Raw genomic sequence first — 16,261 nt, 5'->3', positions numbered from 1 at the left:
CGCACCACCACCCCCGTCCCGCCACGCCCTGCCCCAGGGAGCCTCGCCATGCCCGGAATATCCAGAAAGGCCGCCCTCGCGGTCGCCGCCTCCGCCTCCCTCGCCCTGCTCGCCACCGCCTGTACCGGCCAGGCCGACTCCGGCGCCTCCGACGACCCGAACGCCAGGACCACCCTCACCTTCTGGCACGGCTGGAGCGCCCCCGCCGAGGTGAAGGCCGTGCAGGCCAACGTCGACCGCTTCGAGAAGGCGCACCCCAACATCAAGGTGAAGGTCGTCGGCAACATCAACGACGACAAGCTCAACCAGGCCCTGCGCGCGGGGGGTTCGAGCGGGCCCGACGTGGTGTCCTCGTTCACCACGTCCAACATCGGCAAGTTCTGCTCGTCGGGCGCCTTCGCCGACCTGAAGCCCTTCATCGAGAAGTCGAAGCTCGACCTGGACGCGCTCATCCCGAAGCCGATGCTGGACTACACGCAGTTCGAAGGGGTGCGCTGCGCCCTGCCGCTGCTCGGCGACGCCTACGGCCTCTACTACGACAAGGACGCCTTCGCGGCGGCCGGCATCAAGGCCCCGCCCAAGACCTGGTCCGAGTTCGCCGAGGTGGCGAAGAAGCTGACCAAGCCGAAGGGCGACGGTTACGAGCAGCTCGGCTTCATGCCGAACTACCACGGCTACGAGACCGTCGTCGACCACTACATGTCCCAGTGGGACCACGCCTACTTCGACCAGGACGGCAAGTCGAGCGTCGCCGAGGACCCCGCCTTCGCGGAGATGTTCACGTACCAGAAGAAGCTCGTCGACGACCTCGGCGGCTTCGACAGGCTGGAGAAGTACCGCAACACCTTCGGCGACGAGTGGGGCGCCAAACACCCGTTCCACACCGGCCAGGTGGCGATGCAGCTCGACGGCGAGTGGCGGCTCGGAATGGCGAAGGACGCCGGGGTGGACTTCGAGATCGGCACCGCGCCGCTGCCCGTCGCCGACGACGAGGTGGACGAGTACGGCAAGGGGTTCCTGTCCGGCACCGTCATGGGCATCGCGCCGCAGAGCGAGAAGAAGAACGCCGCGTGGGAGCTGGTGAAGTACATGACGACCGACACCGGGGCCGTCGTCGCCTTCGCCAACGCCATCCGCAACGTGCCCTCCACGTTCCCCGCCCTGAAGTCCCCGGACCTCAGGACCGACCCCGCGTTCAAGACCTTCCTGGACATCGCCCAGCACCCCGAGTCGAACTCCCCGCCGGCCTCCGTCAACGGCTCCACGTACCAGCTGACGCTCCAGGACTTCGGGTACCAGTACGAGTCGGGCAAGGTGAAGGATCTCAAGGCCGGGCTGGAGAAGACCGCCGAGCAGATCGACCGCGACATCGAGCAGACGAAGTAGCGGACATGACCACGTCCATGACCGCGAACACCCTCCGCGCGAAGCGCCGTTCCTCGGCGCTGCGCACGCTGGCCTTCATGTCGCCGTGGCTCGTCGGGTTCGGCGTCTTCTTCGCCTATCCCCTGGTGTCCACCGTGTACTTCTCGCTGATGAGGTACGACGGCTTCGGGGTCCCGGAATTCCGGGGCCTGGACAACTGGGTGTACGTCTTCCGGGACTACCCCCTGTTCTGGCCGGCCCTGCGCAACACCCTGTGGCTGGTCGTGGTGATGGTGACCTGCCGGGTCGTGTTCGGGCTCGGGATCGGGCTGCTCATCACGAAGATCAGGACGGGGGCCGGGGGCTTCCGCACCCTCTTCTACCTCCCCTACCTCGCCCCGCCGGTCGCCGCGACGCTGGCCTTCGTCTTCCTCCTCAACCCCGGTACCGGGCCGGTCAACTCCGTCCTGGAGGGCCTGGGCGTCCCCGCGCCCGGCTGGTTCACCGACCCGGCCTGGTCCAAACCGGCGCTGACCGCGCTCGCGCTGTGGGGCGTGGGCGACCTCATGGTCATCTTCATGGCCGCGCTGCTCGACGTACCGAAGGAGCAGTACGAGGCAGCCGAGCTGGACGGGGCGTCGGCGTGGCAGCGGTTCCGGTTCGTGACGCTGCCGAACATCTCGCCGATCGTGCTGTTCGCCGTGGTCACCGGCGTGATCCAGACGATGCAGTACTACACGCAGCCGCTGGTCGCGGGGAAGGTCGCCTCCGGGATCATCGGCGGCTCCGGCCAGTCCTTCGAGCCGGGCTACCCGGACAAGTCGACCCTCACGCTCCCCCAGCTCGTCTACAACCTCGGCTTCCAGCGCTTCGACTACGGCTCCGCGTGCGTGGTCGCCCTCGTGCTGTTCGCGCTGGCCATGGCGTGCACGGCGCTGCTGATGCGCCGCCGGGGCGGACTGATCCAGGCAGGTGACCGATGACCCAGGTACTGGACCGGCCCGTGGTGGCCGGCACGACACCACCCACCGAACGGCGTGCCGCCCGCCGGCGCGTGCTGCTGGAGTGGATCGGCGTCCACGCCCTGGGCGTCGCCGCCGCCCTGTTCTTCACCCTGCCGTTCGTCTTCGTGGTGCTCACCTCGCTGATGAGCGACCAGCAGGCCCTCACCCGGGACCTGTGGCCGCACACCTGGGAGTGGGGCAACTACCGCACGGTCCTGGACACCCCCGGCTTCCTCACCTGGTGGCGGAACACGCTGCTCTACGCCGGTCTCGGCACCGCCCTGACCGTCGTCTCCTCGGTGCCCGTGGCCTACGCGCTGGCCAAGTTCCGCTTCCGGGGGCGGCATCTGTCCCTGATGCTGGTGATCTCGATGATGATGCTGCCCCCGCAGGTGATCATCATCCCGATGTACCTGTTCTGGGCGAAGCAGCTGGACCTGTCCGGCACCCTCTGGCCGCTGATCGTCCCGATGGCGTTCGGCGACGCGTTCTCCATCTTCCTGCTGCGCCAGTTCCTGCTGACCATCCCGGACGAGTACCTGGACGCGGCCAGGGTCGACGGCTGCGGGGAGCTGCGCACCCTGCTGAAGGTCGTCCTGCCGATGGCGAAACCCGGCATCGCGGCGGTGGCCCTCTTCCAGTTCTTCTACGCCTGGAACGACTACTTCGGCCCGCAGATCTACGCCTCCGAGAACCCCGGCGCCTGGACGCTGTCCTACGGCCTGGAGTCCTTCAAGGGCGCCCACCACACCGACTGGAACCTCACCATGGCCGCGACCGTGCTGGTCATGGCCCCCGTGATCCTCGTGTTCTTCTTCGCGCAGAAGGCGTTCGTCGAGGGCGTCACACTGACCGGAGTAAAGGGTTGATGACTGCATGAAACTCACCGTGGTCGGCGGCGGTTCGACCTACACGCCCGAACTGATCGACGGCTTCGCCCGGTTGCGGGACACCCTGCCGGTCGAAGAGCTGGTCCTCGTCGACCCGGCGGCGGACCGGCTGGAGCTGGTGGGCGGCCTCGCCCGCCGCATCCTCGCCCGGCAGGGACACGACGGCCGCGTCGTCACCACCTCCGACCTGGACGCGGCCGTGGAGGGCGCCGACGCCGTACTGCTCCAGTTGCGCGTCGGCGGCCAGGCGGCCCGCGAGCAGGACGAGACCTGGCCGCTGGAGTGCGGCTGCGTCGGCCAGGAGACGACCGGCGCGGGCGGCCTGGCCAAGGCGCTGCGCACGGTGCCGGTGGTGCTGGACATCGCCGAGCGGGTCCGGCGGGCCAACCCGGACGCCTGGATCATCGACTTCACCAACCCGGTCGGCATCGTGACCCGGGCCCTGCTCCAGGCGGGACACCGGGCGGTCGGCCTGTGCAACGTGGCGATCGGGCTCCAGCGCAAGTTCGCCGCCCTGCTCGGCGTGGCGCCCGCCGACGTCCACCTCGACCACGTGGGCCTCAACCACCTCACCTGGGAGACCGGCGTCCGGCTCGGCGGCCCCGAGGGCGAGGACGTCCTGCCCCGGCTGCTCGCCGAGCACGGGGACGCGGTCGCCGCCGACCTGCGCCTGCCCCTCCCCCTCCTGGACCGCCTCGGCGTCGTCCCCTCCTACTACCTGCGCTACTACTACGCGCACGACGAGGTCGTGGACGAACTGCGCACCAAGCCCTCGCGGGCCGCCGAGGTGGCGGAGATGGAGCGGCAACTGCTGGAGATGTACGGCGATCCGGCCCTGGACGAGAAGCCCGCCCTGCTCGCCAAGCGCGGCGGCGCCTACTACTCGGAGGCCGCCGTCGACCTGGCCGCCGCCCTGCTCGGCGGCGCCGGCTCCCCGTACCAGGTGGTCAACACGTACAACCGGGGCACGCTGCCCTTCCTGCCCGACGACGCCGTGATCGAGGTGCCGGCCGCGGTGGGCGCCAAGGGTGCCGCCCCGCTGCCGGTGGCCGCCGTGGACCCGCTGTACGCGGGCCTGATGGCGAACGTGACCGCGTACGAGGACCTCGCCCTGGACGCCGCCCTGCGCGGCGGCCGGGACCGGGTCTTCCGGGCGCTGCTCGCCCACCCCCTCGTCGGCCAGTACGGGTACGCCGAGCGGCTCACCGACCGGTTGATCGCACACAACCGGGAGCACCTGGCGTGGGCCTGACCGCGAGCGTCCTCGCCGTCGACGCGGGCAACAGCAAGACCGACGTCGCCGTGGTGACGGCGGACGGGGAGGTGCTGGCCACGGCCCGCGGCGGCCCCTTCCGGCCGCCCGCGGTGGGCGTCGAACGGGCCGTGGACACCCTGGCGGAGGCGGTGGCGCGGGCCTTCGCGGCGGCCGGTGTCGGCTCCGTCGAGCACGTGTCGGCATGCCTGGCCAACGCCGACCTGCCCGTGGAGGAGGAGGAACTGGCCGCCGCTCTGCACGCGCGCGCGTGGGGTGCGCGTGTCGACGTCCGCAACGACACCTTCGCGATCCTGCGGGCGGGTGTCGACGAGCCGCTCGGCGTCGCCGTCGTGTGCGGGGCCGGCGTCAACTGCGTCGGCATGCGCCCCGACGGGCGCACCGCCCGCTTCCCGGCCATCGGGCGCCTGTCCGGCGACTGGGGCGGCGGCTGGGGGCTGGCCGAGGAGGCGCTGTGGCACGCGGCACGCGCGGAGGACGGCCGGGGCGGACCCACGGAACTGGCCCGGACGCTGCCGGCGCACTTCGGGCTCGACTCGATGTACGCCCTCATCGAGGCCCTGCACCTGCGGCACGTCGAGCCCGCCCGGCGCCACGAGCTGACCCCCGTGCTGTTCGCCACGGCGGCGGCGGGCGATCCGATCGCCCGGTCCGTCGTGGACCGGCAGGCCGACGAGGTGGTGGCGATGGCGACGGTCGCGCTGACCCGTCTGGACCTGCTCTGTGAGCCGGCACCGGTCCTGCTCGGCGGCAGCGTCCTGGCGGCGCGCCATCCGCAACTCGACGACCGGATACGGGAACTGCTGGCGGCCCGCGCCCCCAAGGCCGTCCCCACGGTGGTGACCGCGCGGCCGGTGCTGGGGGCGGCGCTGCTGGGTCTGGACCGGGTGGGCGCGGCGGCCGCGGCCCGTGCGCGGCTGCGGGAGCGCTTCGCGGCCTGACACCGCGCCGGACGGACGGCGGGACCGGCTCGGGGAACCGAACCGGTTCCGCCGGCGTGTTCATGGGCAGGGGTTGGTGCGTTGCACCCTGATCGGATCCGGATCGGGTGAAGGCCGGTGCGAATGTCGGGGCGGGCAGCGATACTTGCGGCGACGGATGACCATGGGGGAGGTCAGGAGTGACTCGACCGCCGAAGGGCAGCGCGGCACCGCAGGGCTCGGGCGTGCCCGCGCCGCCCGCCGTGCCGCCGCAGTCCGGCCCTCCGGCGCCCGAACGGGGCCCCTCCGGCGGCGCACCCGCGGCTCCCCCGCCGCCGCCCGCCCCGCCCCGGCGCACCGCCTTCGCGGAGGGCGTGGACCGGCTGCGCGCGGCGGCGGTCACCGAACCCGGGCGGCTGCGCATCATCGGCGCGCTGCTCGCCGCGCTGGTCGTCGCCTTCGGCGCCGTCACCGCCTGGCAGATGAACGACCGGTCCACCGCGGCCGACGACGTGCTGACCCGCAGCCAGCCCCTCAGCTCCGCCGCGGCCGGCATCTACCGCTCCCTGGCCGAGGCCAACACGGCGGCCTCCAGCGGCTTCCTCGCCGGCGGCCAGGAGACGAAGGACTCCCGCGACCGGTACGACAACGGCATCAGGGCCGCCGCCGAAGGGCTCGTCACCGCCGCCGCCAACTCCGACCCCGAGTCGCCGGCCGCGAAGACCATCGCCCGGCTGAACCGGCTGCTGCCCGAGTACAAGGGCCTGGTCGAGCGCGCCCGCACCTACAACCGGCAGGGCTTCCCGGTCGGCGGCGCCTACCTGCGCTACGCCAACGAGAAGATGCAGAAGGAGATGCTCCCCGCGGCGGAGGACCTCTACAAGACGGAGAACGGGCGGCTGAGCGCCGACTACGACGACGCCAAGCCCTACCCCTGGGCTGCGATCGCCCTCGGCGTCGTCGTGCTCGCCGCGCTGGCCTGGGCGCAGCAGCGCAACTACCGGCGCACCAACCGGGTCCTCAACCACGGCCTGGTCGCCGCCACCGCCACCGCCGCGATCGTCATGCTCTGGCTGGTCGTCGGCCACAGCGTCGCCCGGTCCAGCCTGACCGACTCCTACGAGCACGGCGTCCGCTCGCTGAACGCGCTCAACGAGGCCCGCATCGCCTCCCTCAAGGCCCGCGGCAACGAGAACCTCACGCTGGTGTCCCGCGGCGCGGAGACCACCAAGGTGGGCGAGAAGACGTACGACTCCTACGACCTGGCCTTCGGGAAGAACATGGACGCCCTCGGCGAGGCGCTCGCCGAGGCGCGAAGGCTCGCCGACGACCAGGCGGGCGAGTCCCCCGTGGACGCGGCGAACGGCAACATGACGGAGTGGAAGAAGCGCCACGCCTCGGCCCGCGAGCAGGACGACTACGGCAACTACCAGCAGGCACTGGACCTGGTGATAGGCGGCGAGGGCGCCACCGTCGAGTGCTTCGACGGCGTGGACGACTCGCTGGCCACCGCGCTCGCGCACGAGAAGGACGAGTTCGAGCGGTCGGCCGGCGACGGCCTGGACGCGATGACCCTCTTGCCCGAGGGCGCGGGGATACTGGCGGGACTGGGCGCGGCCGGCGCGCTGCTGGGCATCGGACGCAGGCTGTCGGAGTACCGGTGAGGCGGCGCGCGCGGCCGGCGGCCGGTGGGAAGGGGCACCCGTGAAAGGGGGCGTGAGGATGCGTGCGCGGCGATTGCGGACCGGGCTGAAGGGCTGGGGCGGGGTGGGCGCGATGGCCTTCGCCTGCGCCCTCGCGGTGCTGTTCGCCCTGCTCCTGCCGCTGGTCCGCTCGCACGGCGAGGGCGGCGGCGCCTACGACGGCCACGGCCTCGCCCACGGCGGCCAGGCCCGGGCCGCGCAGGAGTGCCCGGCCCCGGAGAAGCAGACCCTGGCCCCGTCCGCGGCCGACGGCCCCACCATCGACGAGATCCGCGGGCGCGAGGGTGAGAAGCGCAAGCTGATCGTCGGCGTCGACCAGAACAGCTACCGCTGGGGCTACCGCGACCCGAACAGCGGCGGCGACGCCGAGCTGGAGGGCTTCGACATCGACCTGGCGCACCGCATCGCCCAGGACATCCTCGGCGACGCGGACGCCGTGCAGTTCAAGGCCATACCCACCAACCAGCGCGAGCCGGCGATCCAGGACGGCCGGGTCGACATGGTGGTCCGCACCATGACCATCAACTGCGCCCGCCTGGAGAAGGTCGCCTTCTCCGCCCCCTACTTCCGCACCGGCCAGCAGCTGCTCGCCCCCAAGTCGTCCCCGATCACCGGGTACGACGACACGCTGGCCGGGCGGAGCATCTGCACGGCGGCCGGTTCCACCGCGCTGAGCACACTGGAGCAGGACCGGAAGGAGGGCCGGCTCGCCGCCGACGCCGACCTCGGCACCACCGTGCCCAACCAACTCGACTGCCTGGTGCGGCTCCAGCTCGGCGAAGTCGACGCGGTGGTCACCGACGGCGCGCTCGCCGCGAGCCAGGCCGCGCAGGACCCGACGGTGCAGCTGAAGGGCGACCCCTTCACCACCGAGTACTACGGCGTGGCGATGAAGAAGGACGCCGACGATCTGGTACGCCGGGTCAACCGGATCCTGGAGGAGTGGCGCGCCGACCGGACCGACGGCTGGCAGAACTCGTACGACGAGTGGCTGTCCCCGACCATGGGCGACGACCCGGCGCAGTCGGAGCCGCCGGCCCCGGAGTACCTGCGCAAGAGCTGAACGGCCGCCGCACACAGGCAGAGAGCACAAGTCCGCGACAGCGAGGGGTGATCGATGGGCGACACGGGACCCACCGGGCCGGTGATGGACCGGGACGAGGTGGACCGTGCGCTGGCGCGGCTCGGCGCGGAGCACGAGGCGGTGGAGACCTCGCTGCTCGCCCTCCAGGACCACGCGGGCCGCAGACTCCTCGAAGGCGCCGAGCTGACCGGCGTCACCGTCGAGCGCTGGAGCGCCGCGGAGGCGTCGATCACGCTGCTGTGGTCCTACTTCGACGCGTACACCGGCGCGCTGCGCACCGCCCGGGAGATCCGCTCCCGGCGCCGCTGGTCCAGCCGCGAGGACCTGGCGGAGCTGACGGAGCTGCTGCGCGGCGAGGCCGTCACCGTGGCCGGCGGTGCGGCGGCCCTCGCCCAGGCGCCCGCCCCGGACGGCGGTCCCGGACGGCTCAGCGAGCGCTATTCCCTGGCGGCGCTGGTGGAGCGGATGAACCAGCTGTACGCGACCTCCCTGGACATGGTGGTCGCCGCCGACGCGGTGTGGTCGGCGCTGCCCGCCCGGATCGATTTACTCGCCGCCGAGCTCCAGCGCACCCGCAAGCTCGCGCACTCCGTGGGCGTGCGCCCCGGCGAGCACCCGTCCGGCGACGACCTGGAGCGGATCACCCGCACCCTGACGCGGCTGCGCGAGCGGGTGGTGTCCGACCCGCTGGCCTTCTGGCTGCCCGCGGAGGGCAGTTCGGCGCCCGGCGGCGGCCGGCCCGACACGACGGTGTACGACCGTGAGGCGCGCGCCCTGGAGGAGGTGCGCCGCGAGATCGACGCCGTGCTGGCCGTCCGCCAGGACGCCGAGCAGCGCATCGTGCGGCTGCGGGACGTGCTCTCCCGCGCGGACCGCACGCTCGCCGAGGCGCGCACCGCGCGCGGCGAGGTGCTGGCGAAGATCGCCGCGACGGAGGTGCCGGTGGTCGGCGGACCGCCGATCGTGCTCCAGGAGCAGCTGGCGGCGGCCGCCGAGTACCGCAGGCACGCGCAGTGGCACCGGCTGTCCCCGCTCCTGGAGTCCCTGGAGGAGAAGGCCGAGGACGAACTGCTGCGCGCCCGCGAGTCGTTGACCGCGGTCACCGCCCCGCTGGCGGTCCGCGCCGAGCTGCGCGGACGGCTCGACGCCTACAAGGCCAAGGTGGCCCGCCTCGGCTTCGCCGAGGACCCGGAGCTGGCGGAGAAGTACGAGAAGGCGCGCCGCATGCTGTGGAGCGCGCCCTGCGACCTGCGCGTCGCCGAGCAGGCCGTGCTGCGCTACCAGCACGCGGCCGCGGAGACGCTGGGCTCCCCGCGGCGCGTGCCCGGACAGGGCGGGCCGGTGGACCGGACGGGGCCCGGCGTATGAGCGACGAGGGGGAGGCAGCGTCATGAGTGAGGCAGGGCGGACGTGTCAGCGTCCCGGCTGCGGCGGGACCTACGAGGACATGGGCGGCGGCGAGCTGTACTGCGACACCTGCGGCCTCGCGCCGGTCGTCGCGTCGAACGGCATGGTCGGCTCGACCCCGACGGGCGTCACCGGCGGCGGCCGGGGCTCGCGCGGTTCGGCGGGCAGCGCCGGTTCGCGCTCCGGCGCCCGCAGTTCGCGCACGTCGTCTCAGTCGTCTCAGTCGTCGCGTTCGTCTCGTTCGTCTCGTTCGTCGAGGTCCCGGCGCTCGGTGTCGGGGCGGCTTTCGCGAGCCGTGTCGGGTCGGTCCACGGGGCGTTCGGTGTCGGTGCGCAGTTCCGGTTCGGGCGCCGGCTCCACCGCGCGGGGGCGCCTGGGAGCCGGACTCGTCGAGGTCCCGGCGATCCCGCGGCCCGACCCGCGCGAGATGGTCATGGAGCGTCCGGAGGTGCCGGAGCGGAAGCGGTTCTGCTCGCGCTCGGACTGCGGGGGGCCGGTCGGGCGGGCCCGCGGCGAGCGGCCGGGCCGTACCGAGGGCTTCTGCACCAAGTGCGGCCATCCGTACTCGTTCGTGCCCAAGCTGAAGACCGGCGACGTCGTGCACGGCCAGTACGAGGTGGTGGGCTGCCTCGCGCACGGCGGTCTCGGCTGGATCTACCTCGCCGTCGACAAGGCCGTCTCCGACCGCTGGGTGGTCCTCAAAGGCCTGCTGGACACCGGCGACCAGGACGCGATGGAGGCGGCGATCTCCGAGCGGCGGTTCCTCGCCGAGATCGAGCACGCCAACATCGTGCGGATCTACAACTTCGTCGAGCACCTCGACCAGCGCACCGGCTCGCTCGACGGCTACATCGTCATGGAGTACGTGGGCGGCAAGTCGCTCAAGGAGATCGCCAACGCCCGCCGCACCCCGGCGGGCAGACGCGACCCGCTGCCGGTGGAGCAGGCCTGCGCGTACGGCATCGAGGCGCTGGAGGCGCTCGGCCACCTGCACAGCCGCAAGCTGCTGTACTGCGACTTCAAGGTCGACAACGCCATCCAGACCGAGGACCAGCTCAAGCTCATCGACATGGGCGCGGTCCGCCGCATGGACGACGACGAGTCGGCGATCTACGGCACGGTGGGGTACCAGGCGCCGGAGGTGGCCGACGTGGGCCCGTCGGTGGCCTCCGACCTGTACACCGTGGGACGCACCCTGGCCGTGCTGACGTTCGACTTCCAGGGGTACACCACCGTCTACGCCGACTCGCTGCCCGACCCCGACACCATCGAGGTGTTCCGGCAGTACGAGTCCTTCTACCGGCTGCTGGTGCGCGCCACCGACCCGGACCCGGCCCGCAGGTTCGCCTCCGCGCAGGAGATGGCGGAGCAGCTGACGGGTGTGCTGCGCGAGGTGGTCTCGCTCCAGACCGGGCGGGCCCGGCCCGCGCTCTCCACGCTCTTCGGGCCCGAGGTCCGGGTGACGGACACGGAGCTGTTCCCCCGGCTGGACGGGGAGGTGTCGCGGCTGGGCGCCCGGACGACGGTCCGCGCGCGAGGGCGCGGCACCGGCGCGGGGGTGCCCCTGCCGGGCGGCCCGGGGTCCGCGCCCGCGCTGCCGGGCGGTACGGGACCGGCGGTGGGAGCGCCGGGCGGGACGGTCGCGGGGGCCACGCCGGGCGCCGCCACCGGCGGCGTGACGGGCCCGGCCGCCGGCGGGGGCGCGAGCGCGTCGCTGCCGGGCGCGGTGAGCGCGGTCGGCGGGCTCGACGGCGCCACCTCCGGGCTGGTCGAGGACGCCGACGCGCCCACCGCGTCCCTCGCCCTGCCGGTGCCCCGGGTCGACGCGGGCGACCCCAACGCCGGCTTCCTGGCCGGGCTCATGGCGTCCGCGCCGGGCGAGCTGCTGACCGCGCTGGCCGCCGCCCCGGCGCCGTCGACCGAGACCCGGCTGCGGCAGGTCAGGGCCCGGCTGGAGAACGGCGACGCGCCCGGCGCGCTGACGGCCCTGGAGACGCTGGAGGGCGAACGGCCCGACGACTGGCGGGTGGTCTGGTACCGCGGGCTGGCCGCCCTGGTGACCGGGGGACACGAGGACGCCGCGCTGGCCTTCGACGCGATCTACGACGCCTTCCCCGGCGAGACCGCGCCCAAGCTGGCGCTCGGCCTGTGCGCGGAGGTGCTGGGACAGCTCGACAACGCCGCCGAGTACTACCGCCTGGTGTGGTCGACCGACCCGAGCCATGTGAGCGCCGCGTTCGGCCTGGCCCGGGTGCAGCTGGCCGGCGGCGACCGGACCGGTGCCGTACGGACGCTGGAGTCGGTGCCGGAGTCGTCGGTGCACTGCACGGCCGCACGGGTCGCGGCCGTCCGGGCCCGGCTGCGGCGGCGTACGGCGGGCGCCGGCGACGTGGTCTTCCTGGACGACCTGACGGCCGCCGCCCGGCAGGTCGAGGCGCTGGACGTGTACGGTCTGGATCCGGCGCGGCGCGAGCAACTGTCGGCCGAGGTCCTCGGTTGCGCGCTGGACTGGGTACTCTCCGGAGGTCGGGGTTCCGTCCCTCCCGCCGCCGGAGGACGGACGCTGCTCGGCAGCGCCCTGGACGAACGCGGCCTGCGCTTCGGCCTGGAGCGTTCGTACCGCACGCTGGCCCGGCTGGCGCGGGACGGCGAGGAGAGGATCGACCTGGTGGAACGTGCAAATCGTTACCGCCCCCGGACGTGGGTGTAGTTGATGTCGCAGATGCCCCAGCAGGCCGCTGTGTCCAAGTGCCCGAGCTGCGAGGAACCCCTCGAGTCGGGTGACCGCTTCTGCGGTGCGTGCGGATACGACCTGTCCGCCGTGCCCCCGCGGCCCGATGACCACCCGACCGTCGCCGTCGGCGGCGCGGTGCCCGCCCCGGCGCCCGCGCCGGACGGCGTGGACTGGCCCGCGGCCCGGGACTCGGACGGCAACGGCCGTCCGGTCCCCGTGCACGCGGCCGCCGAACTGCCGGGCACCGACTCGGGCGGCTCGCCGCTGCCGCCGCCCCCGGCTGCCCCACCGGTCCCGTCGGCGCCGCCCGCGCCCGGTGTGCGCTTCGACCGGCCCCGCGAACCCGAGGAGTACCCGTTGCAGGCGCCCGACCCGAGGCTGACCGCCTCAGCGGCGCCGCACGCAGAGCAGGGAGCCGAACCGGCCGCGCCCGCCGCCCCGGCAGCGGCTGAGGCCGCCGGTGGCAAGGTGTGCGTGGCCTGCCGAGCGGGCCGCGTCGACGACGACGGCTACTGCGAGAACTGCGGGCACGCCCAGCCCCGCGAACGCGACCACATGGAGCAGGAGTCGGGCCCCGTCGCGGCGGTCAGCGACCGCGGCCTGCGCCACCACCGCAACGAGGACGCGTTCTCGGTGGGCTGCACCGCGCTGCCCGACGGCGCCCCGGCGAGCGTCGCGATCGTCTGCGACGGCGTGTCCTCCGCGACCCGCCCCGACGACGCCTCGCTCGCCGCGTCCCGGGCGGCCGGCGAGCTGCTGATGACCGCCCTGCCGCGCGGCACGCACCCCCAACAGGCCATGCATGACGCCATCCTCGCCGCCTCGCACGCCGTGAACGCGCTGGCCGACGAGCCCGCCACCGCCCGCGAGCAGGGCCCCCACCAGAACGCGCCCGCCTGCACCCTGGTCGGCGCCGTGGTCACCGCCGGCCTGCTGGTCGTCGGCTGGGTCGGCGACAGCCGCGTCTACTGGGTGCCGGCCGACCGCACCACCCCGCCCGCCCGGCTCACCGAGGACGACTCGTGGGCCGCGCAGATGGTCGCCGCAGGTCTGATGAACGAGGCCGAGGCGTACGCCGACGAACGCGCCCACGCGATCACCGGCTGGCTGGGCGCCGACGCCTACGAACTGGAGCCGCACACCGCGTCCTTCAAGCCGGACCGCCCCGGCGTCGTCGTGGTCTGCACGGACGGCCTGTGGAACTACGCGGAGTCCGCCGAGGAGATGGCCGACGCCATGCCCCTCGACGCCGCCGCCCGCCCGCTGCACGGCGCACGCGTCCTGGTCGGCCACGCCCTGGACGGCGGGGGCCACGACAACGTAACAGTGGCCCTCGTGCCGTTCCCGGCCGTGCCGCAGGGGGCAGGATCGGCCTGAGGCCCCCGCACGGGTAGGGGTACGCGCGCGGGGCGGCCTCGCGGGCCGCGGGGGCGGCCCGTGCCAGCAGCCAACGCCCCACTCGCGTGGGGACGTAGAGGGGGATGCGATCCGGCATGGCCAATTTCTCGAAGTCGAACGTGCCGCAGTTCGCGGTGGACGTCTACCAGAACGAGTACCTGCCCGAGGGCGGCACCGAGGTCAACGCCATCGTGACGGTCACCGCGACCGGTGGCGGCACGGTCGGGAGCGCGGTCGCCGCGCCCCACCTGTACTCGCCGGGCCAGGGTCCGTCGGCGGCCGTGGCGTTGCTGGTCGACTGCTCGGGCTCGATGGACTACCCGCCGACCAAGATGCGCAACGCCCGTGACGCGACGGCCGCCGCGATCGACACCCTGCGCGACGGCGTGCACTTCGCGGTGGTCGGCGGCACCCACGTGGCCAAGGAGGTCTACCCGGGCGGCGGGCGGCTCGCGGTCGCCGACGCCACCACCCGGGCGCAGGCGAAGCAGGCGCTGCGCAGCCTCGGCGCGGGCGGCGGCACCGCCATCGGCACCTGGCTGCGGCTGGCCGACCGGCTGCTGTCCACCGCGGACGTCGCCATCCGGCACGCCATCCTGCTCACCGACGGCCGCAACGAGCACGAGTCGCCGGAGGACCTCAAGGCGGCGCTCGACGCGTGCGCCGGTCGGTTCACCTGTGACGCACGCGGCGTGGGCACCGACTGGGAAGTGAAAGAAGTCACAGGGATCGCCTCCGCCCTGCTCGGCACGGCCGACATCGTCGCCGATCCGGCGGGGCTGGCCGCCGACTTCACGCAGATGATGGAGACGGCCATGGGCAAGGAGGTCGCGGACGTCGCGCTGCGCCTGTGGACCCCGGTCGGCACCACCGTGAAGTTCGTCAAGCAGGTCGCGCCCACGGTCGAGGAGCTGACCGGCCGCCGCTCCGAGGCGGGACCGCGGGCCGGGGACTACCCCACCGGTTCCTGGGGCGACGAGTCCCGCGACTACCACGTCTGCGTGCAGGTACCCGCCGCTGAGCTGGGGCGGGAGATGCTGGCCGCCCGCGTCTCGCTGGTCATCCCGGAGCCCGGCGGCACGGTTCAGAGCCTCGGCGCGCAGGGTCTCGTACGGGCCGTGTGGACGGACGACATGACCGCCTCCACGTCCATCAACCCGCAGGTCGCCCACTACACCGGGCAGGCCGAACTGGCCCAAGCCATCCAGCAGGGGCTGGATCTGCGCAAAGCGGGCGACATCGACGGAGCAACGGCGAAACTGGGCCGCGCGGTTCAGCTCGCGGGGGTATCCGGAAACGGCGATACGGCGAAACTGCTTGCGAAGGTGGTGGACGTGGTGGACGCGGCGGCGGGTACTGTGCGACTGAAAGCGAAGGTGGAGGAGGCCGACGAGATGACTCTCGAGACGCGGTCGACCAAGACCGTTCGTGTGAAGAAGTGACGCAGGACCATCCGCGCGACACGCCCGCAAGAGAGGGAAGCCCCGACATGCCGACCTGCCCGAACGGACACCAGTCGGGTTCCGACGACTGGTGCGAGGTCTGCGGTCACCGCATGGCCGGTGCCGTGCCGCCGCCTCCGCCGCCACCGCCCCCCGGCGGCGGCTACGGCTTCCCGCCGCCCGGCGGTCCGGGCGGTGGTCCCGGCGGCCCCGGCGGCGAGCCGCAGCTGTGCCCTCAGTGCCGTACGCCCCGGGAGGGCGGCGCGCCCTTCTGCGAGGAGTGCCGGTGGAACTTCCTCACCAACACGGCCACCTCGTACACCCCGGCCGCCCCGCGCCCGCCGGCCTCCGGCGGCCCGGCCCCCTTCCAGCAGCCGCCGGGCGGTCCGTCGTACGGCGGCGGTGACGCGTACGGCTACCAGGGCTCACGCCCGTCCCAGATGAACCGCCCCGCCGAGCCGATCCCGCCGAGCCCGCCGTTCGGCGGCGACCCGTCGGGGCGCGGGGGCCCGGGCGGACCGGGTGGCGGTCCCGGCGCGCCAGGCAGCCCCGGTGGACCTGGCGGCCCGGGGGGTGGTCCTGGCGGCCCGGGCGGTGGTCCTGGCGGGCCCGGCGGTGGTCCTGGCGGGCCGAACGGCCCCTCGGGCCCGTTCGGTCCCGGTGGACCTGGCGGTCCCGGTGGACCTGGCGGTCCCGGTGGACCTGGCGGTCCCGGTGGACCTGGTGGTCCCGGTGGTCCCGGCGGCCCGAACGGCCCCACGGGCCCGTTCCCTGGCGGTCCCGGCGGCCCGGGTCGCCCCGATGGTCCTGGCGAGCAGAACGGTCCCGGTGGTTTCGGGAACCAGGGCGGCCCCAATGGCCCCGGCGGTTTCGGTGGCCAGGGCGGCCCCAATGGTCCTCATGGTCCCGGCAGCCCGGGCGGCCCCGGTGGTTTCGGCGGTCCCGGTGGTCCCAACGGCCCCGGTCGCCCTGGCGGCCCTGGCGGGCCCAACGGCCCCGGTGGCCCCGGTGGCCAGAACGCGCCCTCCGGCCCCCCGGCCC

At 73.6% G+C, this 16,261-nt stretch carries 11 protein-coding genes and 1 pseudogene; all 12 read left to right on the top strand.

The features are described from left to right. The first annotated feature begins 48 nt into the window (after window positions 1–48). Entirely contained in the window at window positions 49–1,386 is a 1,338-nt protein-coding gene (locus DMH12_RS29240) for an ABC transporter substrate-binding protein (protein WP_125494437.1), read from the top strand. A gap of 17 nt (window positions 1,387–1,403) precedes the next feature. Continuing rightward, on the top strand, window positions 1,404–2,348 hold the full coding sequence (locus DMH12_RS29235; RefSeq protein WP_125494439.1) for a carbohydrate ABC transporter permease: 945 nt from the start codon (window positions 1,404–1,406) through the stop codon (window positions 2,346–2,348). Next, window positions 2,345–3,238: a carbohydrate ABC transporter permease gene (locus tag DMH12_RS29230; RefSeq protein WP_125494436.1), complete on the top strand. Its 894-nt coding sequence runs from the start codon at window positions 2,345–2,347 to the stop codon at window positions 3,236–3,238. Before DMH12_RS29235 ends, DMH12_RS29230 begins: the two co-directional genes overlap by 4 nt. A gap of 7 nt (window positions 3,239–3,245) precedes the next feature. Next, on the top strand, window positions 3,246–4,511 hold the full coding sequence (locus tag DMH12_RS29225; protein WP_125494435.1) for a 6-phospho-beta-glucosidase: 1,266 nt from the start codon (window positions 3,246–3,248) through the stop codon (window positions 4,509–4,511). Continuing rightward, complete coding sequence (locus tag DMH12_RS29220) at window positions 4,502–5,473, top strand: N-acetylglucosamine kinase (protein ID WP_125494434.1); 972 nt, start codon at window positions 4,502–4,504, stop codon at window positions 5,471–5,473. Before DMH12_RS29225 ends, DMH12_RS29220 begins: the two co-directional genes overlap by 10 nt. A 179-nt stretch (window positions 5,474–5,652) precedes the next feature. Beyond that, entirely contained in the window at window positions 5,653–7,116 is a 1,464-nt protein-coding gene (locus DMH12_RS29215) for a hypothetical protein (RefSeq protein WP_185832614.1), read from the top strand. Between the two features lie 58 nt (window positions 7,117–7,174). After that, window positions 7,175–8,218, top strand: a complete 1,044-nt coding sequence (locus DMH12_RS29210) for a glutamate ABC transporter substrate-binding protein (RefSeq protein ID WP_125494433.1) — start codon at window positions 7,175–7,177, stop codon at window positions 8,216–8,218. 54 nt (window positions 8,219–8,272) lie between these two features. Further along, complete coding sequence (locus DMH12_RS29205) at window positions 8,273–9,607, top strand: hypothetical protein (protein WP_125494432.1); 1,335 nt, start codon at window positions 8,273–8,275, stop codon at window positions 9,605–9,607. 22 nt (window positions 9,608–9,629) lie between these two features. Continuing rightward, window positions 9,630–12,356 carry a serine/threonine-protein kinase gene (locus DMH12_RS29200; protein ID WP_125494431.1) on the top strand — a complete coding sequence of 909 codons (2,727 nt, stop codon included), beginning with the start codon at window positions 9,630–9,632 and terminating at the stop codon, window positions 12,354–12,356. A gap of 3 nt (window positions 12,357–12,359) precedes the next feature. Beyond that, window positions 12,360–13,757: a PP2C family serine/threonine-protein phosphatase gene (locus DMH12_RS29195; protein WP_125494430.1), complete on the top strand. Its 1,398-nt coding sequence runs from the start codon at window positions 12,360–12,362 to the stop codon at window positions 13,755–13,757. Window positions 13,758–13,873: 116 nt separating this feature from the next. Next, the gene (locus tag DMH12_RS29190; RefSeq protein WP_125494429.1) at window positions 13,874–15,220 is read left to right on the top strand and encodes a VWA domain-containing protein; all 1,347 of its coding nucleotides are present in this window, start codon (window positions 13,874–13,876) and stop codon (window positions 15,218–15,220) included. Window positions 15,221–15,267: 47 nt separating this feature from the next. Continuing rightward, window positions 15,268–16,261: pseudogene (locus tag DMH12_RS40020) on the top strand (FHA domain-containing protein); the annotation flags it as partial.

This window comes from Streptomyces sp. WAC 04229, assembly GCF_003947455.1.
Taxonomy (GTDB): Bacteria; Actinomycetota; Actinomycetes; order Streptomycetales; family Streptomycetaceae; genus Streptomyces.
The sequence above is the reverse complement of the archived record's forward strand: the minus strand, read 5'-3'. Positions and strand labels throughout refer to the sequence as shown.